This window comes from Aquabacterium sp. (assembly GCF_044226965.1).
Classification (GTDB): Bacteria; Pseudomonadota; Gammaproteobacteria; order Burkholderiales; family Burkholderiaceae_C; genus Pseudaquabacterium.
The window spans coordinates 59,790-86,331 of sequence record NZ_JBGAGA010000003.1 but is presented as its reverse complement, the minus strand read 5'-3'; the positions used below and the strand labels follow the sequence as shown (position 1 = coordinate 86,331).

Annotated in this window: 26 protein-coding genes, 1 tRNA gene and 1 riboswitch; of the genes, 11 read left to right on the top strand and 16 right to left on the bottom strand. The window is 67.9% G+C overall.

Annotated features, from left to right (window positions below; all coding sequences use genetic code 11):
• Positions 1 to 18: 18 nt before the first annotated feature.
• Positions 19 to 1,530, bottom strand: a complete 1,512-nt coding sequence (gene ppx / locus ACILR4_RS02345) for an exopolyphosphatase (RefSeq protein ID WP_395699210.1) — start codon at positions 1,528 to 1,530, stop codon at positions 19 to 21.
• An 88-nt stretch (positions 1,531 to 1,618) separates the two neighbouring features.
• Here ppx and ACILR4_RS02340 point away from each other — a divergent pair, with 88 nt between their 5' ends.
• The 3 genes from ACILR4_RS02340 to ACILR4_RS02330 all read left to right on the top strand — a co-directional run bounded on the left by ACILR4_RS02340 (position 1,619) and on the right by ACILR4_RS02330 (position 4,551).
• Positions 1,619 to 2,494 carry a dienelactone hydrolase family protein gene (locus ACILR4_RS02340; protein WP_395699209.1) on the top strand — a complete coding sequence of 292 codons (876 nt, stop codon included), beginning with the start codon at positions 1,619 to 1,621 and terminating at the stop codon, positions 2,492 to 2,494.
• Positions 2,495 to 2,510: 16 nt separating this feature from the next.
• Complete coding sequence (locus ACILR4_RS02335; protein WP_395699208.1) at positions 2,511 to 3,287, top strand: ZIP family metal transporter; 777 nt, start codon at positions 2,511 to 2,513, stop codon at positions 3,285 to 3,287.
• 94 nt (positions 3,288 to 3,381) lie between these two features.
• Positions 3,382 to 4,551, top strand: coding sequence for an HD-GYP domain-containing protein (locus ACILR4_RS02330; RefSeq protein ID WP_395699207.1), 1,170 nt, complete (start codon positions 3,382 to 3,384; stop codon positions 4,549 to 4,551).
• Here ACILR4_RS02330 and ACILR4_RS02325 read toward each other — a convergent pair.
• Positions 4,544 to 4,894, bottom strand: a complete 351-nt coding sequence (locus ACILR4_RS02325; RefSeq protein ID WP_395699300.1) for a universal stress protein — start codon at positions 4,892 to 4,894, stop codon at positions 4,544 to 4,546. The genes ACILR4_RS02330 and ACILR4_RS02325 overlap by 8 nt on opposite strands.
• Positions 4,895 to 4,923: 29 nt before the next feature.
• Positions 4,924 to 5,811: a DMT family transporter gene (locus ACILR4_RS02320; RefSeq protein WP_395699206.1), complete on the bottom strand. Its 888-nt coding sequence runs from the start codon at positions 5,809 to 5,811 to the stop codon at positions 4,924 to 4,926.
• A gap of 95 nt (positions 5,812 to 5,906) precedes the next feature.
• On the opposite strand from ACILR4_RS02320, the gene ACILR4_RS02315 reads away from it, so the two are divergent.
• Together ACILR4_RS02315 and ACILR4_RS02310 are read left to right on the top strand one after the other, a co-directional pair.
• Positions 5,907 to 5,983, top strand: a tRNA-Asp gene (locus tag ACILR4_RS02315).
• A gap of 219 nt (positions 5,984 to 6,202) precedes the next feature.
• Complete coding sequence (locus ACILR4_RS02310) at positions 6,203 to 6,421, top strand: hypothetical protein (RefSeq protein WP_395699205.1); 219 nt, start codon at positions 6,203 to 6,205, stop codon at positions 6,419 to 6,421.
• A gap of 14 nt (positions 6,422 to 6,435) precedes the next feature.
• Here the strand turns inward: ACILR4_RS02310 and ribD are convergent, their stop codons facing one another.
• The 10 genes from ribD to ACILR4_RS02260 form a co-directional block, all read right to left on the bottom strand.
• Positions 6,436 to 7,566, bottom strand: a complete 1,131-nt coding sequence (ribD, locus tag ACILR4_RS02305) for a bifunctional diaminohydroxyphosphoribosylaminopyrimidine deaminase/5-amino-6-(5-phosphoribosylamino)uracil reductase RibD (protein ID WP_395699204.1) — start codon at positions 7,564 to 7,566, stop codon at positions 6,436 to 6,438.
• Positions 7,567 to 7,593: 27 nt separating this feature from the next.
• Positions 7,594 to 9,084, bottom strand: coding sequence for a prepilin-type N-terminal cleavage/methylation domain-containing protein (locus ACILR4_RS02300; RefSeq protein WP_395699203.1), 1,491 nt, complete (start codon positions 9,082 to 9,084; stop codon positions 7,594 to 7,596).
• Positions 9,084 to 10,436, bottom strand: coding sequence for a PilX N-terminal domain-containing pilus assembly protein (locus ACILR4_RS02295; RefSeq protein WP_395699202.1), 1,353 nt, complete (start codon positions 10,434 to 10,436; stop codon positions 9,084 to 9,086). Before ACILR4_RS02295 ends, ACILR4_RS02300 begins: the two co-directional genes overlap by 1 nt.
• On the bottom strand, positions 10,433 to 11,137 hold the full coding sequence (locus tag ACILR4_RS02290) for a PilW family protein (RefSeq protein ID WP_395699201.1): 705 nt from the start codon (positions 11,135 to 11,137) through the stop codon (positions 10,433 to 10,435). Before ACILR4_RS02290 ends, ACILR4_RS02295 begins: the two co-directional genes overlap by 4 nt.
• Positions 11,128 to 11,715, bottom strand: a complete 588-nt coding sequence (locus ACILR4_RS02285) for a GspH/FimT family pseudopilin (protein ID WP_395699200.1) — start codon at positions 11,713 to 11,715, stop codon at positions 11,128 to 11,130. Before ACILR4_RS02285 ends, ACILR4_RS02290 begins: the two co-directional genes overlap by 10 nt.
• Positions 11,700 to 12,146 (bottom strand): type IV pilin protein, encoded by a 447-nt coding sequence (locus ACILR4_RS02280; protein ID WP_395699199.1) that lies wholly within the window; start codon positions 12,144 to 12,146, stop codon positions 11,700 to 11,702. Before ACILR4_RS02280 ends, ACILR4_RS02285 begins: the two co-directional genes overlap by 16 nt.
• 100 nt (positions 12,147 to 12,246) lie before the next feature.
• A complete protein-coding gene (locus ACILR4_RS02275) occupies positions 12,247 to 12,807 on the bottom strand; it encodes a GspH/FimT family pseudopilin (protein WP_395699198.1) in 561 nt (186 codons plus the stop codon).
• 108 nt (positions 12,808 to 12,915) lie between these two features.
• Positions 12,916 to 13,359 (bottom strand): transcriptional regulator NrdR, encoded by a 444-nt coding sequence (gene nrdR / locus ACILR4_RS02270; RefSeq protein WP_395699197.1) that lies wholly within the window; start codon positions 13,357 to 13,359, stop codon positions 12,916 to 12,918.
• Between the two features lie 41 nt (positions 13,360 to 13,400).
• Positions 13,401 to 14,648: a serine hydroxymethyltransferase gene (glyA, locus tag ACILR4_RS02265; protein ID WP_395699196.1), complete on the bottom strand. Its 1,248-nt coding sequence runs from the start codon at positions 14,646 to 14,648 to the stop codon at positions 13,401 to 13,403.
• A 73-nt stretch (positions 14,649 to 14,721) separates the two neighbouring features.
• Positions 14,722 to 14,834: riboswitch (ZMP/ZTP riboswitch) on the bottom strand.
• 22 nt (positions 14,835 to 14,856) lie between these two features.
• The gene (locus tag ACILR4_RS02260; RefSeq protein WP_395699195.1) at positions 14,857 to 15,750 is read right to left on the bottom strand and encodes a transglycosylase SLT domain-containing protein; all 894 of its coding nucleotides are present in this window, start codon (positions 15,748 to 15,750) and stop codon (positions 14,857 to 14,859) included.
• Between the two features lie 226 nt (positions 15,751 to 15,976).
• Between ACILR4_RS02260 and ACILR4_RS02255 the strand changes: the two genes are divergently transcribed.
• A complete protein-coding gene (locus ACILR4_RS02255; RefSeq protein ID WP_395699194.1) occupies positions 15,977 to 17,539 on the top strand; it encodes a UbiD family decarboxylase domain-containing protein in 1,563 nt (520 codons plus the stop codon).
• 229 nt (positions 17,540 to 17,768) lie between these two features.
• Here the strand turns inward: ACILR4_RS02255 and ACILR4_RS02250 are convergent, their stop codons facing one another.
• Entirely contained in the window at positions 17,769 to 18,581 is an 813-nt protein-coding gene (locus ACILR4_RS02250; RefSeq protein WP_395699193.1) for a YdcF family protein, read from the bottom strand.
• Between the two features lie 137 nt (positions 18,582 to 18,718).
• Between ACILR4_RS02250 and msrA the strand changes: the two genes are divergently transcribed.
• Both msrA and ACILR4_RS02240 read left to right on the top strand, forming a co-directional pair.
• Positions 18,719 to 19,249 (top strand): peptide-methionine (S)-S-oxide reductase MsrA, encoded by a 531-nt coding sequence (gene msrA / locus ACILR4_RS02245; protein WP_395699192.1) that lies wholly within the window; start codon positions 18,719 to 18,721, stop codon positions 19,247 to 19,249.
• Positions 19,250 to 19,328: 79 nt separating this feature from the next.
• A complete protein-coding gene (locus ACILR4_RS02240) occupies positions 19,329 to 21,905 on the top strand; it encodes a PAS domain-containing protein (protein WP_395699191.1) in 2,577 nt (858 codons plus the stop codon).
• Positions 21,906 to 21,918: 13 nt separating this feature from the next.
• Here ACILR4_RS02240 and pdxH read toward each other — a convergent pair whose 3' ends face one another.
• On the bottom strand, positions 21,919 to 22,560 hold the full coding sequence (gene pdxH, locus ACILR4_RS02235) for a pyridoxamine 5'-phosphate oxidase (protein WP_395699190.1): 642 nt from the start codon (positions 22,558 to 22,560) through the stop codon (positions 21,919 to 21,921).
• Positions 22,561 to 22,717: 157 nt separating this feature from the next.
• On the opposite strand from pdxH, the gene ACILR4_RS02230 reads away from it, so the two are divergent.
• Positions 22,718 to 23,350, top strand: coding sequence for an NTP transferase domain-containing protein (locus ACILR4_RS02230; RefSeq protein WP_395699189.1), 633 nt, complete (start codon positions 22,718 to 22,720; stop codon positions 23,348 to 23,350).
• 1 nt (position 23,351) lies between these two features.
• Here the strand turns inward: ACILR4_RS02230 and ACILR4_RS02225 are convergent, their stop codons facing one another.
• On the bottom strand, positions 23,352 to 23,945 hold the full coding sequence (locus ACILR4_RS02225; RefSeq protein WP_395699188.1) for a gamma-glutamylcyclotransferase: 594 nt from the start codon (positions 23,943 to 23,945) through the stop codon (positions 23,352 to 23,354).
• A 105-nt stretch (positions 23,946 to 24,050) separates the two neighbouring features.
• Between ACILR4_RS02225 and edd the strand changes: the two genes are divergently transcribed.
• On the top strand, positions 24,051 to 25,865 hold the full coding sequence (gene edd / locus ACILR4_RS02220; RefSeq protein WP_395699187.1) for a phosphogluconate dehydratase: 1,815 nt from the start codon (positions 24,051 to 24,053) through the stop codon (positions 25,863 to 25,865).
• 23 nt (positions 25,866 to 25,888) lie between these two features.
• On the top strand, positions 25,889 to 26,512 hold the full coding sequence (gene eda, locus ACILR4_RS02215; protein ID WP_395699186.1) for a bifunctional 4-hydroxy-2-oxoglutarate aldolase/2-dehydro-3-deoxy-phosphogluconate aldolase: 624 nt from the start codon (positions 25,889 to 25,891) through the stop codon (positions 26,510 to 26,512).
• Positions 26,513 to 26,542 lie beyond the last annotated feature (30 nt).

Below are 26,542 nucleotides of genomic sequence, written 5' to 3'. Positions count from 1 at the left end.
CTGCGGCCGGCGGATGCTTCAGCCGCCGACCTGCAGCTGCAGGCGCGGCGCCTCGTGGCGGCTCCAGGCCTCGACCTCTTCATGCAGCTGGTGCAGCGTGCGCGGATGGGTTTCGGCCCACGCGCCATTGCATCGGAGCAACGCATGGCGGCCGCTGCGCGCCAGGCGCAGTGCGCCGGGTTCGAGGTCGCCACGCGCATGGCAGGAGATAACACCCAAACGCAGCGTCATCACCTGCCAGGCGAAGCGCTCGCTGCACAGCTGGGCCTCCAGCTTGCGCAGGCCGCCGCGCTGGCCCAGCACCAGCTCGGCGATGCGGCGCTGCTGGCTCTGCGAGAAGCCGGCGGCGTCCGCATGCGACAGCAGGTAGGCACTGTGGCGGTGATGGTCGTGGTGCGAGACCATCAGGCCGATCTCGTGCAGGTCGCAGGCCCAGCCCAGCTCGCGCAGGGCCTCGTCGTCGCTGTGCGGCAGCGCCTGCGCGAACAGCTGCGTGGCCACCTGGCGCACGCGTGCGGCCTGCTCGACATCGACGTCGAAGCGCTGCTGCAGCTCGGCGATCGTGTGCTCGCGCACGTCGGCGCCGCCGCTGCCCCGCTGCGTGGCGTGGCGCTCGTGCAGGTCGACGATCACGCCCTGGCGCAACGCGCCCTTGGCCGGGTACAGCGCCTCGACGCCGAAGTGCGTCAGCAGCGTGTACAGCAGCGACAGGCCGCCGCCGATGATGGGCTTGCGGTCTTCGCTGAGCGAAGGCAGCTTCAGCCGGTCGACATGGCCGGCGGCCAGGCACTGCGCGATGCACCAGCGCAGGCCGTCGGGGGTGATGCGGCCATCGCTCAAGCCCGCCGCCTGCAGCACCTGCGAGACCGCGCCGGCCGTGCCCGAGGAGCCCAGCGCCTGCTGCCAATGCCGCGGCGCAAAGGGCTCCAGCGCTTCCTCGAGCTCGGCGCCGGCGGCCACCTGCGCATCGCGGAACATCTGCTCGGTGAAGCGCCCATCGGGAAACCAGCGCATCGACAGGCTGACGCTGCCGGTCTTGAACGATTCGGCCACCATCGGCACGCGCCCGCGCCCCAGGATCATCTCGGTGCTGCGGCCGCCGATGTCGATCACCAGCCGCGACGATTCGCTGGGCTGCAGGTGCGCCACGCCGGCATAGATCAGGCGCGCCTCCTCGCGGCCCGAGATCACCTCGATCGGATGGCCCAGCGTGGCCTCGGCGCGCACCAGGAAGGCATCGCGGTTGCGGGCTTCGCGCAGCGTCTGGGTGGCCACCGCGCGCACCTGCGCGCTCTCGAAGCCCTGCAGGCGCTGGGCGAAGGTGGCCAGGCACTGCAGCCCGCGCTGGGCGGCTTCTTCGGTGAGGTAGCCGTTCTCGTCCAGGCCGGCACCCAGGCGCACGGTCTCCTTCAGGTAGGCGATGCGGCGGTAGCGACCATGCTGGAGTTGACCGATCTCGAGTCGAAAGCTGTTCGACCCCATGTCGATCGCGGCAAGGGGCGCATTGGCCCGCGGCAGGCGAGAAGGCATGGGCCGAGATGCTAGCGGCTATTCGTGGCACGGCCGGGTGGCGGCGAAGCCCTCTCTAGAATGATCGCCCCCAGGAGGAGATCTGCCCATGCTGCAACAGGACCTCGACAGCCTCGTGCCGTCGCGTGACTTCAGCCGCCGTGGTTTCGTGCGCGGCGGGCTGGGCGTGGGCTTCGCGGCCGCGGTGCTGCCGATCGCAGCGCAGACCGTGGTGAAGACCGATGCCGAGGGCCTGCTGGTCGGCGAGGTGACGATTCCCGTGGGCGACTTCAAGATGCCGGCCTACCGCGCTGCGCCGGCGGGCAAGGCCGATGCGCCGGTGCTGCTGCTGGTCAGCGAGATCTTCGGCGTGCACGAGCACATCGCCGATGTGGCGCGGCGCTTCGCGAAGCAGGGCTACTTCACGATTGCGCCCGAGCTGTTCGTGCGCCAGGGCGATGCCGGTGCGTACGGCGAGGTCGCCAAGCTGCTGGCCGAGGTGGTCGACAAGGTGCCCGATGCCCAGGTGATGGGTGACCTGGATGCGTCCGTGGCCTGGGCCCGCGGGCAAGGCGCCGATGCGTCGAAGCTGGCCATCACCGGCTTCTGCTGGGGCGGGCGCATCACCTGGCTGTACAGCGCGCACAACCCTGCCGTGAAGGCCGCGGTGGCCTGGTATGGCCGACTGGTCGGCGCCCGCAGTGCATTGATGCCGAGGCAGCCGATCGACCTGGCCGGCGAGCTGAAGGCGCCGGTGCTGGGCCTGTACGGCGGGCAGGATGGCGGCATTCCGCTCGAGAGCGTTGAGCAGATGAAGGCCGCGCTGGCCGGCGGCAGCGCGGCGGCCAGGCGATCGGCGTTCGTCGTCTACCCCGATGCGCCGCATGCCTTCCATGCCGACTACCGGCCCAGTTACCGCCAGGCGGCCGCCGAAGACGGCTGGCGGCGCTGCCTGGCCTGGTTCAAGGCCCAGGGCGTGGCCTGAGCGTGTTGAAGCACCGATGACCTTGTTCTACATCGTGCTGGCCACCACGGCCGGCGGCCTGCTGTCGGTGGTGATCGCGGCCTCCTTGACGCTCAGCCTGCTCGGCCGGGTCGTGCGGCACCTGGTCAGCCTGTCGGTCGGCGTGCTACTGGGGACGGCCTTGCTGCATGTGTTGCCCGAGGCCTTCGAGTCGTCGGTCCCGCCGCAACGGCTCTTCGTCACCTTGCTGGTGGGCCTGCTGTTCTTCTTCCTGCTCGAGAAGGCGGAGCTCTATCGCCATGGCCATCACCACGAAGGCGATGGCCACCACCACCACCATCACTTCGACGCCGAGCAGGCCGGCCGTGGCGGCTGGAGCGTGCTGGTGGGCGACAGCATCCACAACTTCTGCGACGGCATCATCATCGCCGCCGCCTTCCTGGCCGATACGCGCCTGGGCCTGGTGACCTCGCTGGCGATCATCGCGCACGAGATCCCGCAGGAAGTCGGCGACTACATCGTGTTGCTCAATGCCGGCTTCAGCCGCGGCAAGGCGCTGCTGTACAACGCACTGTCGGGGCTGTCGTCGGTGGTCGGCGGGGTGCTGGGCTACTTCATCGTCGGGCCCTGGGAAGCGCTGTTTCCCTACCTGCTGGTGGCCGCGAGCAGCAGCTTCGTCTACGTGGCCGTGGCGGATCTGCTGCCGCAGCTGCAGCGGCGGCTGCCTTGGCGATCGACGATGGCGCAGCTGGCGTGGATTGGGGCCGGCCTGGCGGTGGTGGTGCTGGCGCGCAGCCTGTTGCACGAACACTGACCGGCAGCGACAGGCGCTGACACTTCGGCGCTCAAGTGACGCGGTCCACGGCCGATAGTGCGAGGCAGATGCACTCCCTTTGCGCTGCCTCGCGATGAAGCTGCTGCCGCTTGCCGACCTGAAGGACGCGCTGGCCCCTGGCCAGCCGCTGCCCTGGGGCGTGCGCGACCAGCGCGGCAACCTGCTGCTGGGCCAGGGCCATGTGGTCGGCAGCGAAGCGATGCTGCAGGCGCTGCTGGACCGCGGGGTGTTCGTCGATGCACAGGAGGCGGCCGCGCTTGCGCCGGTGTCGACTGCGGCACCGGCTGCTGCACCGGCCACGGCGATCACCGGCACGCCGTTCGAGCGCTGGGACCGGCTGTGCGAGAACCTTGCCGCGGTGCTGTCCAGCCCCCGCGAGCAGCATTTCCTGCGGCGCGTGCGCGAAGCGGCCCTGCACGTGCAGGCCCTCAGTGAGATCAACGCCGACCTGCTGCTGTTCCTGATCCTGCGCCAGGACCACGGCCAGTTCCAGCACTACGGCACCATGCATGCGCTGCACGTGGCCTGCGTCTGCAGCCTGATGGCGCGCCGGCTGGGCTGGGACGAGGGTGACCGCCAGCGTGCCATCGGGGCCGCCCTGACGATGAACCTGTCGATCATCGAGTTGCAGGGCAGGCTGGCCGCGCAGGGCACCCCGCTGACGCGCCGGCAGCGCGAGCAGATTGCCGACCATCCGGCGCAGGCGTCGATGATGCTGCGGGCCGCCGGCCTCGACGACGAACCCTGGTTGACCGCGGTGGAAGACCACCACGAACGCAGCGGCGGCGGTGGCTATCCGACCGGGCGGGCCGAGCCGGGCACGCTGTCGCAGCTGCTGCGGCTGTCCGACCAGTTCACCGCGAAGCACAGCGCGCGGGCCACCCGGCCGCCGTTGCCGGCCCAGCTGGCCGCGCAGCAGCTGTTCATCGAGAACCCCGGTGACCCGCTGGCGGCGATGCTGATCAAGGAATTCGGCATCTACCCACCGGGTTGCCTGGTGCGGCTGGTGAGCGGCGAACTCGGCATCGTGGTGCGACGAGGGGTGAGCGCCAACACGCCCATCGTGGCCACCTTGACCGATGCGCGCGGCCGCGCCGTCGCCACGCCGGCCCAGCGAGACACCGCGCGGCCCGCACACGCCATCGTCGGCAGCGTGCCCGAGCCGGCACAACGGCTGCGCATTGCCGCGCAGGCGCTGTACCCGGAGGCGCTGGCGCTGGAAGAAGACGCCGCGGCTACTTGACGATCAGCACCGGCAGCGGGCTGTGCGTCAGCACCCGGCTGGTTTCGCTGCCCAGCAGCAAGGCGGCCACGCCACGACGGCCGTGCGAGGCCATGACGATCAGGTCGCAGCCCTGTTGCTTGGCCTGGTCCAGGATGGCCTCCCACGGATGCAGCGCGACCGTGAAGCCTTCGCAGGCCAGGCCGGCTGCTTGGCGGCATCGACCACTGCCCGCACGCGTTCGGCGGCAATGCGTTCCTGGGCGTCGTAGAACTCCTGCGGCGGTACCGGCTGCATCTCGCTCCGTTGACGGCAATGGGTACGGGCCTGATGCCCGGCATGCCAGGCAGTGTGCGCCGGCCATCGCCATGCCGGTTGAGCGGTATCAAGCCATCAGGATTCTGCCGTCGGCGTGACCGACCGCGGTGCGGTCTCGTGGCGCAGCGCGGTGGCCGCGACCCCGGCACCGATGATGGTCAGCATGCCCGCCAGGGCCAGGCCGGTGATCGGGTCCTTGAACAGCCAGACGCCGTAGCCGAACGAGAACACGATGCCCAAGTACTGCAGGCTGGCATTCACCAGCGGCCGGCCGATCGCGTAGGCACGTGTCATCAGCAGCTGCGCCAGGCTGGCCAGCAGGCCCGTGGCCAGCAACAGCGCTGCGCCAGACGCCGTGTGCGCATGCGGGCCCTCGATCAGGGCGATGACCGCCCCGACGACCATGCCGCCAAGCGAGAAGTAGAAGACGACCCGCAGTTCGGGCTCGCCCGCCCGGCCCAGGGCGGTGACCTGCAGGTAGGCCGTGGCCGACAGGATGCCCGAGAGCAGGCCGGTCAGGCCATGCCAGAGCTGGTTCTGCTCGATGGTCGGTCGCAGGATCATCGCGACGCCGGCAAAGCCCAGCAGCACCGTCAGCACCAGGCGGCCGTCGACACGGTTCGCACCCATCAGCACCGCGCCGCCCAGCAGGAACAGCGCCATCCACACCGAGGACATGTAGTTCAGGGTCACTGCGGTGGCCAGGGGCAGGTTGCCGATGGCGTAGAACCAGAGGGTCAGCGCGCTGACGCCGCTGAAGCCGCGCCAGAAGTGCATGGCGGGCACCGGCGTGCGCAGCGAGATGCCGCGGTGGCGTGCCAGCAATGCCATCAGGCTGGCGCCCACCAGGCCGCGATAGAACACGATCTCCCCGGTGCCGTAGTGGGCCGAGGCGAGCTTGACCGTCACGCCCATGGTCGCGAACAGCAGCGTGGAGAACAACATCAGCAAGGCAGCAGGCATGGCGTGCATTGTCGCCACGCATCGATTTACTTTCGCGTCAGCTTGCGAAAGCCTTTGATGCCATGCTATAGTCTAAGACTCGCTTGAACAGCCATGGAGTGGTAGTTCAGTTGGTTAGAATACCGGCCTGTCACGCCGGGGGTCGCGGGTTCGAGCCCCGTCCACTCCGCCAATAACAAGAGCAAACGGGCCCCTGAAAAGGGGCCCGTTTTGCATTGGTCCCATCGCCTTGCTCCGATGAGGCGGCGCCGCTGTCAGCCGGATTCCTACTTCAAGTCGCGAATCCGTCCGACCCGCGCCATCGGCAGGCGCCCAGCGTCAGGCGCGCGCACTTTGCCTAAGCTGTGGGCATCGAACTTCCGATCATCCCCCTGCGCCGAGCGAGCCCATCATGTCCAGCAAGCTGCCCATGGAGTCCGGCAACGGCTACGAATTGCGGTTCGACTCCCTCTTCGTCGAAGGACGGGGCATGTCGTTCCCCTGTGACGCCGGCGGGCATGTCGACCTCGACAACCTGACCGAGCGCGCGCGCCGCAATTACCTGTATGCGCGTGCCGTCGTGGGGCGCGAGTTCCGCACGCCGGCTGTGCGGCTGCGCGACCTGCACTGACCGGCACTGCGCTGTCAGGTCAGGAACGCATCGCGGTCCACCAGGCGGCCGAGCACTGCCAGATCGTCGCCGATCCGATCGATGGCGACGAATCGCAGCGTGATGGCCTGCGACAGGGCGGACAGTGGCAGCAGCGCAGCAATGTCCCGGCCGGGGCCCAGCAGCTTGGGTGCGAGGTAGATCAGCAGCTCGTCAACCAGTCCGGCCTGCAGCAGTGCGCCGTTCAATCGCGCGCCGGCCTCCACATGCAACTCATTGACGCCGCGGTCGGCCAGCAGCGGCATCAAGGCCTGCAGGTCCACCTGGCCGTGGCCATCGGGCAAGACCAGCGTCTGGGCGCCCGCGGCGTGTAGCGCCGCGATGCGTTGCGAGGGCGTGTCCGTCGCGCCCACCACCAGCACCTCGCCCGGCGGGGCGAGGAGGCGCGCCGCGGGCGGCGTGGCGAAGCCCGAGTCGAGCACCACGCGCAGAGGTTGCTTCGCGGTGTCGACCAGGCGCACATCGAGCCGCGGGTCGTCCGCACGCACGGTTCCGATGCCGGTGAGCACGGCGCCCGCGCGGCGTCGCCATCGGTGGCCATCGGCCCGGGCCTCGGGACCGGTGATCCATTGGCTGGTGCCACTGGGCAGGGCCGTCCGGCCATCCAGGGACGCGGCAGCCTTCATGCGAACCCACGGGCGGCCGCGCAGCACGCGCGAAAAGAATCCGATGTTCAGCTCGCGCGCAGTCTGCGCCACCGCGCCGTCAGCGACATCGACCTGGATGCCGGCGGCGCGCAGGCGCGCGATGCCCTGGCCTGACACCAGGGGGAACGGATCGGTCGTTGCCACCACGACGCGCGCGAGTCCCGCGGCGATCAGGGCATCGCAGCAAGGCGGCGTGCGGCCATGGTGCGCGCAGGGCTCCAGGCTGACCCAGGCTGTGCCGCCGCGCAGGTCGTGCCCGGCAGCGGCGGCCGCGCGCAGCGCCATCACCTCTGCATGGGGGCCGCCGGCCTGCTGGGTGAAACCTTCACCGACCAGCCGGCCTTCGGCGTCGTGCAATACGCAACCGACTCGCGGGTTCGGATCCGACAGACCGATCGCGCACCGGCCCAAGTCGACTGAGCGCTGCAGCAGCGCGATATCGGCTGGAGTCAAGGCCACGTCAGGCCTCTTCGGCAGGCGCCCGCCTCAAGGCTGGTGCTGCAAGGTGTTGCTGTTGACCAGATCGCCCGCCGCGGGATTGATCGCGGTGTCGGTCGGGCAGGTCTTGGTGCCGTCAATGATCAGGAAATTCTGATTGATCAGGTTGCCCTTGACCGGTGTGCAGGCAGGTTGGCCGCCGCCGCCGCAAGTCGAACTCCATTTGGAGTAATAGGCGGGATGATCGGCATTGTCGGTGAAGTCGGTACTCGCGGTCGTGTATCGGCACACCCGATAGTTGCCAGCAGCCGTTCCGATGGTCCAGGCGGTCACGCCATCGCCATCGGAGAAGGCTGCCGGTGCGATGGTGCTCTTGCCAAACCACGATTGCGTCGAATTCGGATAAATGATGCAGAAATACTCGACGGTATAAGGCGCATTGGCCTCGACTGAGCTGCCCGGCGCATTCGTCACGCATTGCGCGGGACTGGCATGGCCGGTGCTGTCGACTTGCAGAGACACCGAGAGATTCATCGCGGGCCAGGCCGGGAATTCCGAATCATTCGCGGTCAAGACGTAGGACGCCGAATCGGCTGGATCAAAGGTTCCGATGGGCAGATCGAACGACGGATTCACCGAGGCGCATCCGGGCGGTACATCGCTTGCGAGCAGTGCTGCAGTCGATGTGCCGGCTGGCACATTGCAGCTGCGCACGACCTTGGACTGGCTGTTGTCGATGACCCACGCAATCGTGTCGCCGGCGACCGGCTTGTAGACGCTGATGCTGCCGAGGTTGTTTGTCACGCCACGGAGATTGAATCGCACGAAGCCCGACAGCAACTGCGCATTGGTCGTGCTGCACGACACGAGGTCGCCCGATGAAATGGTGCCGGACTGGCTGCCGGCAGACACGACGCAGACCCGCGTGATCACGCCGGTGGTGTTGTTGAAGACCCAGGCCAGAGTCCCGCCTTCCTTGGGCTTGAAGACACTCTCGTTGCCCCCGATCTGGTCGCCCGCCCGGAGGGGGATCGATGGATGACGATTCTTGCGCTGTCCGACGACCGTGACCGTTCTCATCGCGGACACCAGTCCTGACAGGGTCGGGGCTGTTCTGGAAATCACATCCCGCAAGACGACTCGCCGCTCCACGTCGTAGCGATCAGTCCACGTCACCAGGACCTTCACGGTCTGCTGAATGCCGTCCGCCTGGGGCGTGATCGCGACAGTACGCTGGTAGCTGGTGTTGCTTTCCGGCAGCGTGATGGTGGCGGGTGTTCCTTGGCTCACCAGGTTGTCGTATTCCGAGGCTCCCGCGTTCCCGCTGCCTACCGTGCGAAACGCTCGGATGGCTTCGATCTGCTGCTCCGCGATGCGCGTCGCTTCGGCACGCTGCTTGGCGAGGTCGGCATTGATGCGCAACGTGGATTGCACGCCCACAATGGCGAGCATCCCGAACGCCATCACGGCCATTGCCACCAGGGCCTCGATCAGCGTCACGCCACGCTGGCGGCTCGTCTGCTTCGGAAAGGGTCTCATCAGAGAACACTCCAGGAGCCCGGCACCCGCACGAACGAGCCGTAGGATTGCTGCAGTCGGCGAACAACCTTCGCGTCATAGGCGAGGTTCACGTCCGAGTTCGCATTGAAATTGTTGCGCGCCACGACGGCGCCGGACACGGAGGCCGCACTGTTCGACCAGTTGATGCTGCCGTGGCTGTAGATCACGCCGGTGAAGGCGGCGCCCTGCGAGATGGTCACATCGCCATTCACCACGACCATGGCGGGCAGGTTGGCGCTGCCGATGGCGGTGGCTTGATCGATGTTCAAATCGCCATTGACCCAGATGATGCGTGTGGGACTGCTGGCCAGTGCGGGAATCAGGTCCGCACTGGCTGTGCAAGCACTCGCACACGTCAACCGCAGTGCGGCCGGCTGGTTCTGATAATCCGACCGCATCATGCCGAAGAGGCTCTGGAAGAGGTTCTCGCCCGATCCTGACGATGCCGCGCTGGACAAGGCGCTGTCGCCCTGCTGCTCCAATCCGGAGGTGGAAGACCCCGCGGGTCCGCTGAAACTGGTGGTGGCACTGGCCTTCTGAATGGCTCCTCCGGCATGCAGGACCTCGCCGGTCGCCGAATCGGTGTTGCTTGCACGCATGGTGGTACCGCCAGACAACACGATGTCGGCGCCTGCCGTCACCGCCGCAACCGGCGCCACTGGCAGCGCACTGACCAGCCCCAGCACGGTTCCCATCCGGGCCTGGCCATCCACATCGGCCGACTCGGTCGGCTGCCTCATGTGGCATGCCAACGTGGAGTTCAAGTTGGCGGCGCTGACGTCTCCCGTCAGCGCACTTGTGCAACCCTTGACCGTGAGTTGAATCGCTCCTGGCACGCCCACAGCGTCCCAGGCAGACATCTTGACGGAAAAGACAACCGGCGCTTCTGCGGTCGACGGGGCAGGCAAGGACGTGTCGCCGCTGCTCGGACAGCCACAGATCCAGCCCGTGTCGGTCATCGTGCAGCTTGGCCTGGGCGTCTGGACCGGACCCGCGGCGGACGCCCATGTGGACAATTGGAATGCGCCGCTGGGAAGCAGATTCAGATAGCGGCTGCGGAAGTCATTGGTGGCACCGGCACCGCCTTGGCAATTGCTGTCGATGATGCCGCCGTTGAGCATGGCGACTGTCCAGTCGACACCAGCATCCGCAGCAGCCAGGGCCTGCGCGCTGCGGTAGCTGTTGGCAGCCGTGCGCTGCTCGAAGACCAGATTGCGGTTGGTGTAGGCGGCCACCATGGCCACGACAAAGAACAGGATCATCACGACCGCCAGGGTCGCCATGCCCTGGCCCGAAGATCGAGTTTTGTACAGGCGCTGCGAGGGCTTCATTGGCACACCTGATCGTTTCTCACCCGAACGGTGCTTTCGAGACTCCGTCTCACGCTCGGGTCGTGCACTGCTTCGCCGACGATCGTGATCGTCACGTCCCGCACCAGCGCACGACTCTTGCCCCCGCATGCGGCGGTCACCGCACTGACGGGCGCCGTCATCGCGCAGGGCGGGGAAGCACACACCGGCAGATCGAGCGGCGTGGTGTTGACCGTGGCGGAAAACTGCGTGATTCGCACCACACTCGGATCGGTCAGCGCTTGGTAGTTGCCAGCCCCGAGTTGCACGTCGATCGTCCCTGCGCCGCTGTTGAAGACAAACCCGTTCTGTTCGTTGGACGAGACGACGTTGTCGTCCGGATTCACCGTTTCTCGATTCAGGGTGTACGAGACGATGTCAGGCGTCGTCGAGAACGCGCCAGCGGGCGAATACGGATTGATCACCGGGCCTGTCGTCGGTGCGATGGAGGTATACGAATTCCCCCAGTAGCCGCTGCGCCGAATGTCCCGGGCGATGATGTCCATCGCCGCTCGCAAGTCCTGTTGGATTTGCGTTTCGAGCAGCAAGCGTCGGTTCTCCACCATCTGATTGGTCGTCACCATGGTCGCGCCAGCCAGGACGAACATGCCAACGGCGATGCCGACCAGCAGTTCAACGATCGACAAGCCCGCATTGGACTGGTGGCGCGGCGTCATGGGCATGCATGCACTCCTGTCATGATGGAGCCCGAAGGGACGCAGACGGAGGGTCGCTGCACGAATGCTGAAGCCTGCACGGTCAGGGCCTTGTTCCCGCCGTCGGAAATGGATACGACCAATGGGGTGACATCCGTCGAAAAGACGCCACCGGCCAGGAGCTTCTCAGTCTGGTTGGCGGTGATGGTGACCCCTGTGTCTCGAAGCACCGAGACTGTCTTGACCTCTTTCAAAGTCACGGAAGCCCCGCAAGCCGTTCCGAGGGGCTTGGTGCAGTCGCAACCGCCACCGAAACTGGTGCCCGTGAAGATCGTGTAGCAAGTCTGGGCTGAATTGCCATTGAATTTCACGGAGGTTTGCAGGTTCGTCCGAATCGCCTCGGAGCGGGCCAGTTGCAGGTCCGTCACCAGCTCGGCAGCGATCGACGACACACGCTGCTTCATCATCCATTCGCGCATCGAGGGAATTCCCAGCCCCAGCACGATCGCCAGGATGGCCACCGTCACCAGGATTTCGATCAAGGTCATGCCGCGACGCGGAGGGAACCCGATGTGCTTCGCCATGCCGACTACCTCGACCAGCAAGGGCTGTTTCCGGTGACTTCGGCGGATCCGTCTGAGGAGCCGTAGACCGGTGTGCCGCCCGTCTGCGTGACAAACAGGATCTTGCACTTCGTGTCGTTCGCCTGACTGCCCGTCGCAGTCGCGGTGATGCGAAACTGCTTCGCCGTCACCGCCCCGTCGATGGAGAGCGTGTAGCGCCCATCAGGCGACGTCGAAGGCATACCCAGGTCAGACAGACTTGCCGAATAGGTGGCATTGCTGGAACGCCAACGCTCCTGGGCTTGTTGCACGCGAACGATGCCCGCGATCCCGTCGGAGCGGCGACTCTTGTAGATCGAGGCCATCAGGCTCGGGTACGCCAGCGCACCGATGATGGCAAGAATCGCCAGGCCGACCAGGAGTTCAATCAAGGTGAAGCCGCGACCGCGACTCGGCGCAGAGTGAAGATTCATCGGGCAATTATTCTCCCGGCCTCTGGATTCGTCGGTGAGGTCGCACTCCGTTCGTCGAGAGCGCTCGACCGTCTGTCGGCGGCCCCCATGTTCGAGGGGCTCAGCAGGCCCTGACACCCAAGGCCGCAGGCTGTGGCGAGCAGCTGCGCACGCGCCCCATGATGTTGACGATTTGGTGGAGGGCACGGCCCTGCGCGTCCGCCAGCTTGAGCGTCGCCGTCGGCGTGACAGTGCCGCGTTGAGGGTCGAAGGCAAGGGAGACCTTGGTCGTCGTGAGCCGGACCGAACCGTCGCGCCGCTGTTCCGAGACGCGCAGGATCTGGGCGTCTCCCGTGCAGTGCGCCAATCCTTGTCCGCTGCATTCGCAGGCGTGGGCGCTCCCCGTGTGGACGATGTAGCAGCTGCTGCCGCCGAGGGCCTGCGTGTCCAGCCTCACGATCTGGTTCATCGCCACCGCGCTGGACCGGGCCAGGTGGATGTCGGTTTCCAGCGCGGCCGCCTCGGCATGCAGCGCCTGCCGGAGCTTCCACGACTCCATCGCCGGGGCCGCCAAGCCGACAGCGGTGGCCAGCACCGAGGCGGCGCAGAGGGTTTCGATCAACGTGACGCCGCGCTGGTGGCTGACGGCGACCGATGGACGAACGAAGGAATGCTTGGACATGTGAACGCTCCCTGTGTTGGTATGCGTCCACTGTAGAAATCGGCGCCGCGCGGCGCTTCGCCCTGAGGTGGGGGTTGGGCGGATTTCCCCCTTTTGGGGGTGAGCGGATCAGATGTCGCGGATCAACTGCCGGAATTCGTCCACGTCCTCGAAACTGCGGTACACGGAAGCAAAGCGGACGTAGGCGACCTTGTCGATGCGTTTGAGTTCACGCATCACCAGTTCGCCCAGACGGGCGCTGGGGACCTCGCGCGCGCCGGTGGCAAGCAGTTTGTCCTGGATGCGGTCCATCGCCGCATCCACTTGCTCGACACTGACCGGCCGCTTGCGCAGCGCCAGCATCATCGAGCCACGGAGCTTGACCGGGTCATATTCGGTGCGCGCGCCGTCCTTCTTCACCACCGCCGGCATGGCGATCTCTGCCCGCTCGTAGGTGGTGAAGCGCTTGTCGCAGCGCAGGCATCGCCGGCGCCGGCGGATGACATCGCCCTCGTCGGATTCACGGGTCTCGACGACCTGTGTCTCGTCATGGCTGCAGTAGGGGCAGCGCATGGTTCAGACGAGGGGATGGCAGCCTTGCCGGCCTTGCCGCGTCAGCGGTAGACCGGGAAGTCGCGCGTCAACGCGGCGACCTTGGCGCGGACGGCGGCGATATTGCCGTCATCGGCCGGCTTGTCCAACACGTCGGCAATCAGGTGCGCGGTTGCGCGGGCCTGTTCTTCGCCGAAGCCGCGCGTCGTCATGGCGGGCGAACCCAGTCGGATGCCGCTGGTGACCATTGGCTTCTGCGGGTCGTTCGGGATGGCGTTCTTGTTGCAGGTCATGTGGGCGCGGCCCAGCACGGCCTCCGCTTCCTTGCCGGTGATGCCCTTGGCTCGCAGGTCCACCAACATCACGTGGCTTTCAGTGCGACCCGAGACGATGCGCAAGCCGCGCTGCACCAGCGTCTCGGCCATTGCGGCGGCGTTCTTCACCACCTGCTGCTGGTACGCCCTGAACTCAGGCGCCAGCGCTTCCTTGAAGGCCACGGCCTTGGCAGCGATCACGTGCATCAGCGGTCCGCCCTGAATGCCAGGGAAGATGGCGCTGTTGATCTGCTTGGCGACATGGTCCTTCATCAGGATGACGCCGCCACGCGGGCCTCGCAGGGTCTTGTGCGTGGTGGAGGTGACCACGTCGGCGTGCGGTACCGGGTTCGGGTAGACGCCGGCAGCAATGAGGCCGGCGTAGTGGGCCATGTCGACCATGAAATAGGCGCCGACGTCCTTGGCCACCCTGGCAAACCGCTCGAAGTCGATGCGCAGCGCGTAGGCAGACGCACCGGCGATGATGAGTTTCGGTTTCTCGGCGTGGGCCTGGCGCTCCATGGCGTCGTAGTCGATGGCCTCGTTGGCGTCTAGTCCGTAGCTGACCACCTTGAACCACTTGCCGCTCATGTTCAGCGGCATGCCATGGGTGAGGTGGCCGCCTTCGGCCAGGCTCATGCCCATGATCTTGTCGCCCGGCTGCAGGAGGCCGAAAAACACACCCTGGTTGGCCTGGGAGCCGGAATTCGGCTGGACATTGGCATGGTCGGCGCCGAAGAGCTGCTTCACCCGGTCGATCGCCAACTGCTCGACCACGTCGACATGTTCGCAGCCGCCGTAGTAGCGCTTGCCGGGATAGCCCTCGGCATACTTGTTGGTGAGCTGGGTGCCCTGGGCCTGCATCACCGCCGGCGACGCATAGTTCTCGGACGCGATCAGCTCGATGTGGTCTTCCTGGCGCCGGTTCTCCGCCTGGATGGTGGACCAGAGCTCGGGATCGACGTGGGCAATGGTGGAGATGGAGCGGTCGAACATGACGGGCAATCCTCGAAGAAGATGTTGTCCTGCGTGGAGCCCAAACCACCCTGGGCGGGCGGCGGGCTCGGCGGCAGATTGCCCAGGCGAACGGCTGACAGGACGGCGGCCTCGGGCCACCGGTCGCGCTCCACGGTGGTGATCCACCTCGGGCCGCAGGCCCTATCGCCAGTCGCGCAACGTTCGGAGTGTATCGGAGAGCCTGCGCTCAGCGCAGAAGGGCGACTTGCTCGGCGGCCGGCTTGGGCGTGCTGGTCTCGGCAGGCGCGGCAACCGCTGCGGCAGCACTCGCCGCGCTCGGCAGCGGCGTGTTCACGGCCACAAGCTTCCCGTCGGCCACCCGGCGCAGGTTCAGCTGCTCGGCCAGCACCTTGACGACATAACCACCATCCTCACCCAAGGTGGCGGCCCCGACGTAGTGGCGCAGCCCGGCTTCCAGGCTTCCGGCTCGGGCAATGCACTCCTTCAGCACCAAGGCGCCGACGCGCAGGTTGGTGACCGGGTCGAAGGCCGCCCGCGTGCCGCCGAAGGCTTCGTACTTGTCGTCATGAATCCGCGTCATCACCTGCATCAAGCCCTGGGCCCCCACCGGACTCTGGGCGAACGGATTGAAGCTCGATTCGATTGCCATCACGGCCAGGATCAGCGTGGGCTCGATGCCCGTGCGCTGGCCCACTTGCCAGGCTTCCTGAACCAGTGCGCCCACCGGTTCGGGCGCCACGCGGTAGCGCCGCGAAAGCCATTGAACGACGGCCTTCTGCTGGCGCGGCAGCGCGTTGAGATCCACTGCGGTGGCGCGCGCCACTGCATCGGGCTCGGCCAGTTCGGTCACCGGAGACACCGGCTCACGGGCTTCCTGGCGCGCCAGCAGCCACCCGAGGGCCTGCTGCTCGATGCTGTCGCGCACATCGGCACGGCCGCCGGCAAAGACGGCCGCGGCCACGACGCACAGGCCCAGCAAGGCCAGCGAGTTGTGGCTGACTTCCAGCAGTCCGGCGCCGACGTCACGCATGAAGACCCCGGCGGATCGCGCCACGAGACTGTTGAGCGCCCGCAGCTTGCTGATCGCTGTCATGTTCTTCCTTTCCACGGCACCACCCATCACGGCCGACAGGGCAGTCGGTTCCGCGTGATCAGGTGACGACGATAATGGCCGTTAGCTGGAAAGACCGCTGGTACGCGGCGCCCGCACGGCTCTGGCAGCGAGAGCCCCCTTCCCAACGAAGGGGGCACGGGAAAACCCTGAAGAATCAGGAACGGGCGAATTCTAGGAAGGCCAAAAATAACCGGTCAACCATAAGAGGTCGATTTCTCATGTCTGATTCGCCATGAAGTACCGTGATTTGAGGGACTTCATCACCCAGTTGGAGGGGATGAGTGAACTGCGACGGGTAACCGAGCCGGTGTCGCCGGTGCTGGAAATCACTGCACTGGCCGACCGCGTGCTGCGGGCCGAGGGCCCGGCGCTGCTGATCGAGCAGCCCTCGCCCTGGCGGGTGCCGGTGCTGGCCAACCTGTTCGGTACGCCTAGGCGCGTGGCCTTGGGAATGGGGGTCGACAATCTGGCCGAGTTGCGCGAGATCGGCGCATTGCTCGCCCGTCTGAAGGAGCCGGATCCGCCTCAGGGATTGAAGGATGCCGGCCGGCTGTGGCAGATGGCCAAGGCGCTCTGGGACATGAAACCGGTACGCCGTCGCGACGGGCCGTGCCGCGAGATCGAGCAGCAGGGCGACGAGGTCGATCTCACCGCCTGGCCGATCCAGACCTGCTGGCCAGGCGATGTTGCGCCTCTGATCACTTGGGGCTTGGTGGTCACCCGCGGGCCGCAGGCTGGCGTAGCCAGGCCCCGCTTGCGGCAGAACATCGGCATCTACCGGCAGCAGTTGATCGGCCGGCGCGAGCTCATCATGCGCTGGCTCGCTCACCGAGGTGGGGCGCTGGACTTCCGCGAGTTCGCGCTGGCGCGTCCGGGACAGCCATTTCCGATTGCGGTGGCCCTCGGCGCAGACCCGGCCACCACGCTGGGCGCGGTGACGCCGGTACCGGACACCCTCTCCGAATATCAGTTCGCCGGCCTGCTGCGCGGCAGTGCCACCGAACTGGTCGATTGCGCCGTCGGCGAAGCCGGGCGCCCCCTGCAGGTGCCAGCCACGGCAGAAATCATTCTCGAGGGCCACATTCCGCCGGCGCCGGCCGGTTTCTCAGGCCACAGCGAGCATGGTGTGCCGCTGCAAGAGCGCGGTGGCTACCTGCACGCGCTGGAAGGGCCCTATGGCGACCACACCGGCTATTACAACGAGCAGGACTGGTTTCCCGTGTTCCGGGTCGACCGGCTGACGCACCGCCGGGACCCGATCTATCACTCGACCTACACCGGCAAGCCGCCGGACGAACCCGCGGTGCTCGGGGTTGCGCTGAACGAGGTGTTCGTGCCGATCCTTCAGCGGCAGTTTCCGGAGATCGTCGACTTCTACCTGCCGCCCGAGGGCTGCAGCTACAGGATGGCGGTGATATCAATGCGCAAGGCCTATGCGGGCCACGCGAAGCGGCTCATGTTCGGGCTGTGGAGCTTTCTGCGCCAGTTCATGTACACCAAGTTCATCGTCGTCACCGACGACGACGTCAACATCCGGGACTGGAAGGACGTCGTCTGGGCCATCACGACCCGCATGGACCCCGTGCGCGACGCCACGCTGGTCAGTGACACGCCGATCGACTACCTGGACTTTGCATCGCCGGTCAGCGGCCTGGGCGGCAAGATGGGTCTGGACGCCACCAACAAGTGGCCCGGCGAGACCCAGCGGGAATGGGGGCGGCCGATCACCATGACACCTGAAGTCGAGCAACGCGCCGGGGCATTGTTCGACCGCCTGATGGGCGGCGGCCGCTGAGCGGGGCGAGCGGGGAGCCCGTTGCTGAGCCGAATCAAGGCACGCGCGGAAATCCGGGCTTGAAAGGCCGCGCCGGCTGCACTAAGGTTGTCATGCCTTCTGTTGAAGGTAACACCCGTTGCGCAGTCTCTGCGCTACAGGGGCCCTGGACCCATTTCCTCCGGAGCTCCATACGGTGGCTGGTGGCCACCCACCCCTCCGCGCCGCAAGGTTCGGAGGGGTTTGACTTTCAGGCCCCGAGCAGGCGTCCGAAGACTTCGCGCACGACCAGTCGCACTTGGGCAAAACCCTCGTGGCTGGGCAGCCAGTTCAGCGTCGGCCGGTCGAGCGGAGCAGCCAGACCCATCGGCGCCGGGATGATCTGGATGGCCTGGCTTCGGCGCGCCGCGGCTTCCTCGAAGGCTCGCACGGCTCTTGGCATGTGCCAGCCGTGCGTCACGAGGACAAGCTCGGTGATGCCCTGGTCCGCCAGCATGGCCAGGCTGGCGCTGGCGTTCTCGCGGGTGTCCCGAGAGGTGTTCTCGACCCAGCGCAGGCGCCGGCCATAGTCGCGCTCCGCCACACGCGCGGCGATGTCGGCCTCCGCAGGTCCGGGCGCCTGCGCGAGGCCGGTACCGCCGGAGAACATCACCGGCGCATTCAGCCTTCGCGCGAGCCACAGGCCGTAGTGCAGCCGCTGCATCGACCTGGCGGACAGGTGTGCTTCGCCGTACTCCGGCGCCAGTGATTCGCGGCCGCCGCCGAGGATCAGCACCACCGCCTTGCCGCGGGCCGCGGCATCCTGGCGGGTCGCCTGGATGCGGGCCTCGCTCAGCGCAGGCGGTGGGTGCAGCAGCCCGCGTTCCAGCGCGTGACCGACCGCTGCGCAGCAGCTCAGCCACAGCAGCAACACGCCGGACAGCAACAGCATGGCTCCCCACTCGCGGCGCCGGCTTGAGGTCAGCAGGCGCGCGCCGGCCAGCACCAGCACCAGCAGCGGTACCGGCGGCAGCAGCAGCGCGGTGAGCATGGGTTTGAGGTCGGACAGGCCCAGGGTCACCATCAGACTGTCCACAGCAATTCCTCCGGTGCCCGCCACCGCAATCCGCGCGGATTGTGACGCGATCGTCCGCCCGGCCTGTAAGCATTTCGCCGCACGGCCGACAATCGTTCATCGTTGAACCAGTTCGGGAAGCCAGGATGTCGATTCAAACCATCACGCTCGGCGGCGGGTGCTTCTGGTGCCTGGAAGCGGTGTACGAACAGGTCGAGGGCGTGCTCGCCGTCGAATCTGGCTACAGCAACGGCCAGGTTCCCAATCCCACCTACGAGCAGGTCTGCACCGGCGACACCGGCCATGCCGAGGTGGTGCGGGTGCAGTTCGACGATCAACAGATCAGCCTGCGCGAGATCCTCGAAATCTTCTTCGTCATCCACGACCCCACCACCCTGAACCGGCAGGGCAATGACGTCGGCTCCCAATACCGATCAGGCATCTACTGGCACACACCGGAACAGCAGGCCGTGGCCCGCGAGGTGCTCGCGCAGCTGAATGCGGCCAACGGTGGCCGTGCCGTGACCGAGTTGCTGCCCGAGGCGGGCTACAGCCGCGCCGAGGCCTACCACCAGCATTACTTTGCCAACCACCCGGGGCAAGGCTATTGCGCCTTCGTGGTGGCGCCGAAGGTCGAGAAATTCCGCCGCACCTTCGCGGCCCGGGTCAGACGCTGAGTCGGGCCCGCGGCCCGGGCGTTACACTGGAATTCGTGCATGCATCGCCGCAGGCGACACGAACTTCTCTGGGTGGCCGATGGAGCAGGTGTGGCGTCTGGCGCCGACGCCGGCCGTGCGCGTGCGCACTGGCGCCGGTGGCGCGCGTCATGAACTGAACGACGCGGCGCTGCAATGGCAGCGCGACTGCGGGCTCGATGCTGCCCAGATCGAGCAACTCGTCGCCAGCCTCGAGAGCCCCGGTGACACCGACCGCCTGCTGGGCCCGGACAACCGGCGCGTTCGATGCCGCGTGGTCGCGCTGGATGACGGACGCCTGATCTGGCTTCAGCCCGACATCGTTTCGCAAGCCCAGTGGGACGACGACCGTGCGCTGATCGAGCGCGCGCTGTACATGTCGGATGTTTCGGTGTGGTGGGTGGACGCCGAGATGAAGCGCATCCATTTCTTTCGCCGTGGCCCCGGCTCGCTGGGCTCCAGCGGCAACAGCGCCAGCGTCCCGCTGGCCGACCACCGTGCGCAGATGCATCCCGACGACGTGGCCGGCATCGCCGAGGCCGCCCGGCAGGCGCTGGCGGGCGATCGTGTGGCCGACGCGATGGTGCGTTACGCCCTGCCGGCCGGCGGCTGGCGCTCGCTGCTCACCCGCCGGGTGGCCCACCGCGACGCCCAGGGCAGGCTGCTCGGGCTGCTCGGCGTGTCGATCGATCTGAGCGATCTGGTGGCCGAGCGCGAACGCGGCCTGCACCTGTCCGAGCGCATGCGCCTGGCGGCCGAGACCATCGGCCTCGGATTCTGGTCGCGCAACATCGACACCGGCGTCGGTGAGTGGGATGACCAGATGTACCGGCTCCACCATCGCCGCCCCGAGGAGGGTCCACCGACTTTCGAGGAATGGGTGACGCGCCACGTGCATCCGCTCGACCGCGATTGGATGCGCGAGCGCCAGCTGCTGACCAACGCCAACTGGCCCCGCGTCGACGATGTGGTGTTTCGCATTCCGGTGCCCGGCAGCGATGCCATGCGGTGGATTCATGCCCGGTCACGCCAGCTGATGCAGGGCGGCCAGCGCGTGATGGTGGGCGTGCATGTGGACGTGACCGAGCAGGAGCTGTCGCGTCTGGCGCTCGAGCGCGAGCGGGAGCGGATCGGATTCGTGCTCGCGGCGGCCGGGGTGGGGGTCTGGGAGCGCCGGTTCGATGGCGGCAACTCCTACCTCAGCGATGTGGGCTACCGGCTGCGCGGGCGTGAGCCTTCGCGCTTGCCGGTCGAGGAGGTGGTGGCGGAGTCGACCGATCCGCTCGACCTGCAGGCCTACGAGCAGGCGTTGCAGCGCCACGTCGAGCAGGGCGAGACCTTCCGCCACGAGTTCCGCGTGCGCTGGCCGAATGGCGAGCAGCGCTGGCTGGCCGCTTTCGGCCGCGCCGTGCGCGATGCCGCGGGCCATGCGACCTACGTGGCGGGTGTCGACATCGATGTCACCGAGCGCCGCGTGGCAGAAGCCATCGCCCGCGAGACCCAGCGCGCTGAGCAGGTCAGCCGCGCGAAGAACGAGTTCCTGGCGCGCATGAGCCACGAATTGCGCACACCGTTGAACGCGGTGCTGGGTTTTGGCCAGCTGCTGCTGCACGACGACGAGGACGCGCCCAGCCCGCGGCAGCGCGAACGCCTGCTGCGCATCGAGACCGCGGCCCGCAAGCTGCTGTCGATGATCGAAGAGGTGCTGGAGCTTACCGGTGACTCGGAAGGCCCGGCGGCGCTGGTGCTGGAGCCGGTGGCGCTGGAAGACGTGGCGGCGGACGCGGTGTCGCAGGCGGAATCGGCCGCCCGCGAGGCAGGCGTCGAGCTGCGCTGGCACCGTCGGCCGTTGCCCGGCCGCGTGTTGAGCGACCGCCTGCGACTGACCCGCGTGCTGGGTCAGCTGCTGGACAACGCGATCCGCTACAACTGGCCTGGCGGCCATGTCGAGATTGACAGCTGGGCCGAGCCACGCGGTGAGGCGCCAGGCTGGGTGGTCGCAGTGCGCGACAACGGTCGCGGCATGAGCGCCGAGCAGTTGCAGGCGGCGTTCGAGCCCTTCCAGCGTCTGGGCGTCGAGGCGGAGGCCATCGATGGCCCCGGCATCGGCCTGACCCTGGTGCGGCGGCATGTCGCCCGCCTCCGGGGCGAGGTCACGGTCGACAGCCGTCCGGGGCGGGGCAGCGAGTTCCGGGTCTGGCTGCCCCAGGCGCAGGCGATGCCGCTGCCCCTGCAGGCCACGGACGACCCTGCGCCGGCGCTCAGGCTGCTGTGCGTGGAGGACAACCCGGTCAACCTGCTGTTGCTGCGCGAGGTGTTCGGCATGCGGCCGGCGCTGGCGGTACAGATGTGCGAGGACGGTGCCAGCGCGCTGGCCTGCGCCGCGCAGTTCGGGCCCGATGTGGTGCTGCTCGATCTGCAACTGCCCGATCTCCCGGGCATCGAGGTGATGCGGCGCCTTCGTGCCGACCCACGCCATGCGCATTGCCGCTTCATCGCGCTGTCGGCCAACGCGATGCCGGATGACGTGAAGGCCGCACGCGACGCCGGCTTCGACGACTACTGGACCAAGCCGATCGACGTGCGGCGCTTTCTCGCGTCGATCGACACGCTGATGATGCAGGCCGAGCGTAGCTGAGGCCGCGCGCGCGTCAAGGCGCCAGGCGTTCCCGCACCCACTGGCCCGCGTCGAGCCGGTAGCGCAGCCGATCGTGCAGCCGGCTGCGGCGACCCTGCCAGAACTCCCAGCGGTCGGGCACCAGTCGGAAACCACCCCAGTGGGGCGGCCGCGGCGGCGATAGCGCGAACTGTGCCGCATAGCGCGCGGCATTGGCCACCAGCACCGCCCGCGAGCTGATCACCTGGCTTTGCGGCGAGGCCCAGGCGCCGATGCGTGAATCGAGCGGACGCGACGCGAAGTACGCGTCCGCCTCCTCGCCGCCGAAGGTCTGCACCAGGCCTTCGATGCGCACCACGCGCTCCAGTTCGACCCAATGGAATTGCAGTGCCGCCGCCGGATGCCCGGCGATCTCGCGGCCCTTGCGACTCTCGAAGTTCGAGTACCAGACGATGCCGCGCTCGTCATAACCCTTGATCAGCACGACACGCGTGGAAGGCCGGCCATCGGCGCCGACGGTGGCCAGCGTCATCGCATTCGGCTCCGGCAGCTGCCCGTCGATGGCCTGCTGCAACCACAGGGCGAACTGGCGCAGCGGCAGGGCCTCGGACGCCGATTCGTCGAGTTCGGCACGCTCGTAGCTCTTGCGCAGGCTGGCGATCTGGTGGCTGTCCATGCACGACAGTATGCCGCGCAGGGCGTGGCGCGCCCGTCAGCGGCTCGTGGGATCTTCGGGGTCTGCACCGGGTTGCGGGGCTTTCCCTACGTGGAAGGCCTTAAGTGATCCTCCGACTGTCGAAGGGCGGGTGCCGACCTCATGCTTGTGTTCATCCATGAAATCGCAACCCGTCGTCATCGTGCTTGCTGCCGGCCGCGGCAGTCGCTTTCGTGGCGCCGGGCACAAGCTCGAGCAGGGCCTGGGCGAGCAGAGCGTGCTTGGGCAGACGATCTCGCATGCCATCGAAAGCGGCCTGCCGGTGGTGGTGGTCACGACCGCGCCGCTCGCGTCGGAGGCCGCGCGCTGGGTGGCCCGGCGCGACGTGGTGGTGCTGCCCGAGGTGGGCAGCGGCAGTCCGGCCGCCCTCGGCATGGGGTACTCGATCGCCGCAGGTGTCACCGCCCGGCCCCATGCGCCGGGCTGGCTGGTGCTGCCCGGCGACATGCCGATGGTCAGCCCGGCCACCTTGAGCACGGTGGCGGGCTTGCTCGGCCAGCATCCGGTGGTCTTCGCGCAATACCGCGGCCGGCGCGGCCACCCGGTGGGTTTTGCCGCCGAATTGTTCTCGGACTTGGTGCAGCTCAGTGGCGACGAAGGGGCGCGGCGTGTCGTGGCCCGCTACCCGTCGTACGGCCTCGAGGTCGACGATCCCGGCGTGCTGGTGGACGTTGACACCGAAGCCGACCTGGACGCACTGCGCTCGGGCCACACGGTGCCCGGTGCCCTGCGCAGCGCCGGCCTGCCCTGATTCAGGTCAGCAGGCCCTGGCGCCGCGCCAGGTTCACGAGGCGCTCGATCTCGCGGTCGCGCACCTGCTGCATGCGCAGCGCGTGGGCTGTCTGAACCAAATAATCCAGCGTGCTGCCATAGCGTCCGTGCGCATGGCGCAGGATGTGCAGCATCTGGGCGTCATCGATGCGGCCGGTGAAGTTGGGGCTGCGACGGCTCAGGGTGAAGGCCAGCGCCTTCACCGGCCCCTGTGGCGTGTGGCAGCGCAGCCAGCGCGGGTCGTAGACGCCGGTGGGCATCTCGCGCTGCCACAGCCGCACCAGTTCCTCATCGGCCCGCTCGCGCGGAATGCGGAACACCACCCCGCGGCACATGCCGCCGGAGACCAGCGCGAACACCAGGCCCGGCTGCTCCGGCGAGCCGCGGTTGACGCGTGAACGCATCTGGAAGGCACGGTGCCAGCCGCGCACCCAGGCATGACGTCGCTCGGCCGCCTCGAACTCCGGGCGCCAGATCAGCGAGGCATAGCCAAAGACCCAGAGGTCTTGCTCGCCACCCCACTCGGCGAGGGTGCGTTCGAGCAGCGGGATCGGATCGCGCAGTGGCTTCAGCATGGTGGCGGCCCGCAAGCATGCCAGAACGCGGCCCTCATCCCGAGTGATCCGCATGGCAATGTAATTTGATTACCTGTTATGGGCGCCATGAGTTACCATTTCGCCATGAAGACACGCATCGCCGACATCACCGGGCGCATCCGCGAGCGCAGCGCGGGCACCCGGCGCGACTACCTGGACCGCATCGACGCCTTGGCCCAGCGTCCTGCCGGCAGCCAACGCATGGGCTGTGCCAACGTGGCGCATGCCTTCGCGGCGATGCCGGGCGACGAGCGCTTGCGCGTGGTGGCCGAGCGCGCGCCCAACCTGGCGGTGGTGACGGCCTACAACGACATGCTGTCGGCGCACCAGCCCTACGAGAACTACCCGGCGCTGATCCGCGACGAGGCGCGCCGCCATGGCGCCACCGCGCAGGTGGCCGGCGGGGTGCCGGCGATGTGCGACGGCGTGACGCAGGGCCTGCCGGGCATGGAGATGTCGCTGTTCTCGCGCGACACCATCGCGATGGCCACCGCGATCGCGCTGACCCATGACGTGTTCGACGGCGCGCTGCTGCTGGGCATCTGCGACAAGATCGTGCCGGGCCTGCTGATCGGGGCGCTGCACTTCGGCCACCTGCCCTGCGTCTTCGTGCCCGCCGGGCCGATGAGCTCGGGCTTGTCGAACAACGACAAGGCCAAGGTGCGTGAGCAGCATGCGCAAGGCCTGGTCGGTCGCGACCAGCTGCTGCAGGCCGAACAGGCCGCCTACCACGGCGCCGGCACCTGCACCTTCTACGGCACAGCCAACAGCAATCAGATGCTGCTGGAGGCGATGGGCCTGCATGTGCCTGGCGCAGCCTTCGTGCACCCGCATGCCCCGCTGCGCGAGGCGCTGACGCGCGAGGCGGTGCGTACCGTGCTGGGCATCACCCGCGCGCAGCGCTACACGCCGATCGGCCGGCTGGTCGACGAGCGGGTGATCGTCAATGCGATGGTCGCGCTGCTGGCCACCGGCGGGTCGACCAATCACCTGATCCACTGGGTCGCGGTGGCGCGCGCCGCCGGCATCCTGATCGACTGGACCGACTTCTCCGAGCTGTCGGCCGAAGTGCCGCTGCTGGCGCGCGTGTACCCGAACGGCAGTGCCGACGTGAACCAGTTCCAGGCGGCCGGTGGCACCGGCTTCGTGCTGCGCGAGCTGCTGGACAGCGGTTGCCTGCATCCCGATGTCGCCACGGTGGCCAGCGGCGGCCTCGCGGCCTACGGCCAGGTGCCGCGCCTGTCCGACGACGGTCTCCGCTGGCAGACGCTCCCGGCCGAGAGCGGCGACAGCGCGGTGGTGCGCAGCGCCACGGCGCCGTTCTCGCCGTCCGGCGGCCTGCGGCTGCTGACAGGCAACCTCGGCCGCTCGGTGATCAAGGTCTCGGCGGTGCCGGAAGACCGCCATGTGGTCGAGGCGCCGGCCATCGTGTTCGAAAGCCAGGAAGCGCTGCAGAAGGCGTTCAAGGCTGGCGAGCTCGAGCGCGACTTCGTCGCCGTGGTGCGCTTCCAGGGGCCGCGCGCCAACGGCATGCCCGAGCTGCACAAGCTGACGCCGCCGCTGGCCGTGCTGCAGGGCAAGGGCTTCAAGGTGGCGCTGGTGACCGATGGGCGCATGAGCGGCGCCTCCGGCAAGGTGCCGGCGGCGATCCATGTCAGCCCTGAAGCGCTGGCCGGCGGGCCGCTGGCCCGGGTGCGCACCGGCGACCGCATCCGGCTCGATGCGGTGCAGGGCCAGCTCGATGTGCTGGTCGACGAGGCCGAGTGGGCGGCACGCTCAGCGCAGACCCTTGACGCGGCGCAGGCCGTGGACAACGCCCACGGCCTGGGCCGCGAACTCTTCGGTGGCATGCGCCGCCATGTCAGCAGCGCCGAGCAGGGCGCCATCACCTGGTTGTGAGCCTGACGAGAATGAAGCCCGAGATGATCGATACCCTCAGCCTGGCCAGCCATGGCCCCGTGATTCCGGTGATCGTGCTGCAACAAGTGGCCGATGCGGTGCCGCTGGCCGAAGCGCTGCTCGCCGGCGGCGTGAAGGTGCTGGAAGTGACGCTGCGCACGCCGGTGGCGCTGGACTGCATCGAGGCCATTGCCAAGGCGCTGCCCGAGGCCATCGTCGGCGCCGGCACGATCCGCAGTGCGGCCGATGCGCGCGCGGCGCGCGATGCGGGCAGCCGCTTCGCCGTGAGCCCTGGCTACACCGCCGAAGTCGGCCGCGCCTGCCGCGAACTGGACCTGCCGCTGCTGCCCGGTGTGGCCACCGCCAGCGAGGTGATGAGCGCACACGGCGATGGACTGGACTTCCTGAAGTTCTTCCCGGCGCAGCAGGCCGGGGGCATCCCGATGCTGAAGGCGCTGGCCGGCCCGTTCCCCGATGTGGTGTTCTGCCCCACCGGGGGCATCACGCTCGAGACCGCGCCCCAGTTCCTGGCGCTGCCCAATGTCAAGGTCTGCGGCGGTTCGTGGCTGACGCCCGCCGATGCGGTGGCGGCGAAGGACTGGGCGCGCATCACGCGGCTGGCGCGCGAGGCGGCCGCCTTGCGCTGAAGCAGTTGGCCGCGCCGGATTGGCGTTAGG

Excerpts from the sequence above, each read along its gene's own strand:
- ppx (WP_395699210.1), bottom strand. The coding sequence starts at position 1,530 with ATGCCTTCTCGCCTGCCGCGGGCCAATGCGCCCCTTGCCGCGATCGAC.
- ACILR4_RS02340 (WP_395699209.1), top strand. The coding sequence starts at position 1,619 with ATGCTGCAACAGGACCTCGACAGCCTCGTGCCGTCGCGTGACTTCAGC.
- ACILR4_RS02335 (WP_395699208.1), top strand. The coding sequence starts at position 2,511 with ATGACCTTGTTCTACATCGTGCTGGCCACCACGGCCGGCGGCCTGCTG.
- ACILR4_RS02330 (WP_395699207.1), top strand. The coding sequence starts at position 3,382 with ATGAAGCTGCTGCCGCTTGCCGACCTGAAGGACGCGCTGGCCCCTGGC.
- ACILR4_RS02325 (WP_395699300.1), bottom strand. The coding sequence starts at position 4,894 with ATGGCCGGCGCACACTGCCTGGCATGCCGGGCATCAGGCCCGTACCCA.
- ACILR4_RS02320 (WP_395699206.1), bottom strand. The coding sequence starts at position 5,811 with ATGCCTGCTGCCTTGCTGATGTTGTTCTCCACGCTGCTGTTCGCGACC.
- ACILR4_RS02310 (WP_395699205.1), top strand. The coding sequence starts at position 6,203 with ATGTCCAGCAAGCTGCCCATGGAGTCCGGCAACGGCTACGAATTGCGG.
- ACILR4_RS02300 (WP_395699203.1), bottom strand. The coding sequence starts at position 9,084 with ATGAGACCCTTTCCGAAGCAGACGAGCCGCCAGCGTGGCGTGACGCTG.
- ACILR4_RS02295 (WP_395699202.1), bottom strand. The coding sequence starts at position 10,436 with ATGAAGCCCTCGCAGCGCCTGTACAAAACTCGATCTTCGGGCCAGGGC.
- ACILR4_RS02290 (WP_395699201.1), bottom strand. The coding sequence starts at position 11,137 with ATGCCCATGACGCCGCGCCACCAGTCCAATGCGGGCTTGTCGATCGTT.
- ACILR4_RS02280 (WP_395699199.1), bottom strand. The coding sequence starts at position 12,146 with ATGAATCTTCACTCTGCGCCGAGTCGCGGTCGCGGCTTCACCTTGATT.
- ACILR4_RS02275 (WP_395699198.1), bottom strand. The coding sequence starts at position 12,807 with ATGTCCAAGCATTCCTTCGTTCGTCCATCGGTCGCCGTCAGCCACCAG.
- nrdR (WP_395699197.1), bottom strand. The coding sequence starts at position 13,359 with ATGCGCTGCCCCTACTGCAGCCATGACGAGACACAGGTCGTCGAGACC.
- glyA (WP_395699196.1), bottom strand. The coding sequence starts at position 14,648 with ATGTTCGACCGCTCCATCTCCACCATTGCCCACGTCGATCCCGAGCTC.
- ACILR4_RS02260 (WP_395699195.1), bottom strand. The coding sequence starts at position 15,750 with ATGGGTGGTGCCGTGGAAAGGAAGAACATGACAGCGATCAGCAAGCTG.
- ACILR4_RS02255 (WP_395699194.1), top strand. The coding sequence starts at position 15,977 with ATGAAGTACCGTGATTTGAGGGACTTCATCACCCAGTTGGAGGGGATG.
- ACILR4_RS02250 (WP_395699193.1), bottom strand. The coding sequence starts at position 18,581 with ATGGTGACCCTGGGCCTGTCCGACCTCAAACCCATGCTCACCGCGCTG.
- msrA (WP_395699192.1), top strand. The coding sequence starts at position 18,719 with ATGTCGATTCAAACCATCACGCTCGGCGGCGGGTGCTTCTGGTGCCTG.
- ACILR4_RS02240 (WP_395699191.1), top strand. The coding sequence starts at position 19,329 with ATGGAGCAGGTGTGGCGTCTGGCGCCGACGCCGGCCGTGCGCGTGCGC.
- pdxH (WP_395699190.1), bottom strand. The coding sequence starts at position 22,560 with ATGGACAGCCACCAGATCGCCAGCCTGCGCAAGAGCTACGAGCGTGCC.
- ACILR4_RS02230 (WP_395699189.1), top strand. The coding sequence starts at position 22,718 with ATGAAATCGCAACCCGTCGTCATCGTGCTTGCTGCCGGCCGCGGCAGT.
- ACILR4_RS02225 (WP_395699188.1), bottom strand. The coding sequence starts at position 23,945 with ATGCTGAAGCCACTGCGCGATCCGATCCCGCTGCTCGAACGCACCCTC.
- edd (WP_395699187.1), top strand. The coding sequence starts at position 24,051 with ATGAAGACACGCATCGCCGACATCACCGGGCGCATCCGCGAGCGCAGC.
- eda (WP_395699186.1), top strand. The coding sequence starts at position 25,889 with ATGATCGATACCCTCAGCCTGGCCAGCCATGGCCCCGTGATTCCGGTG.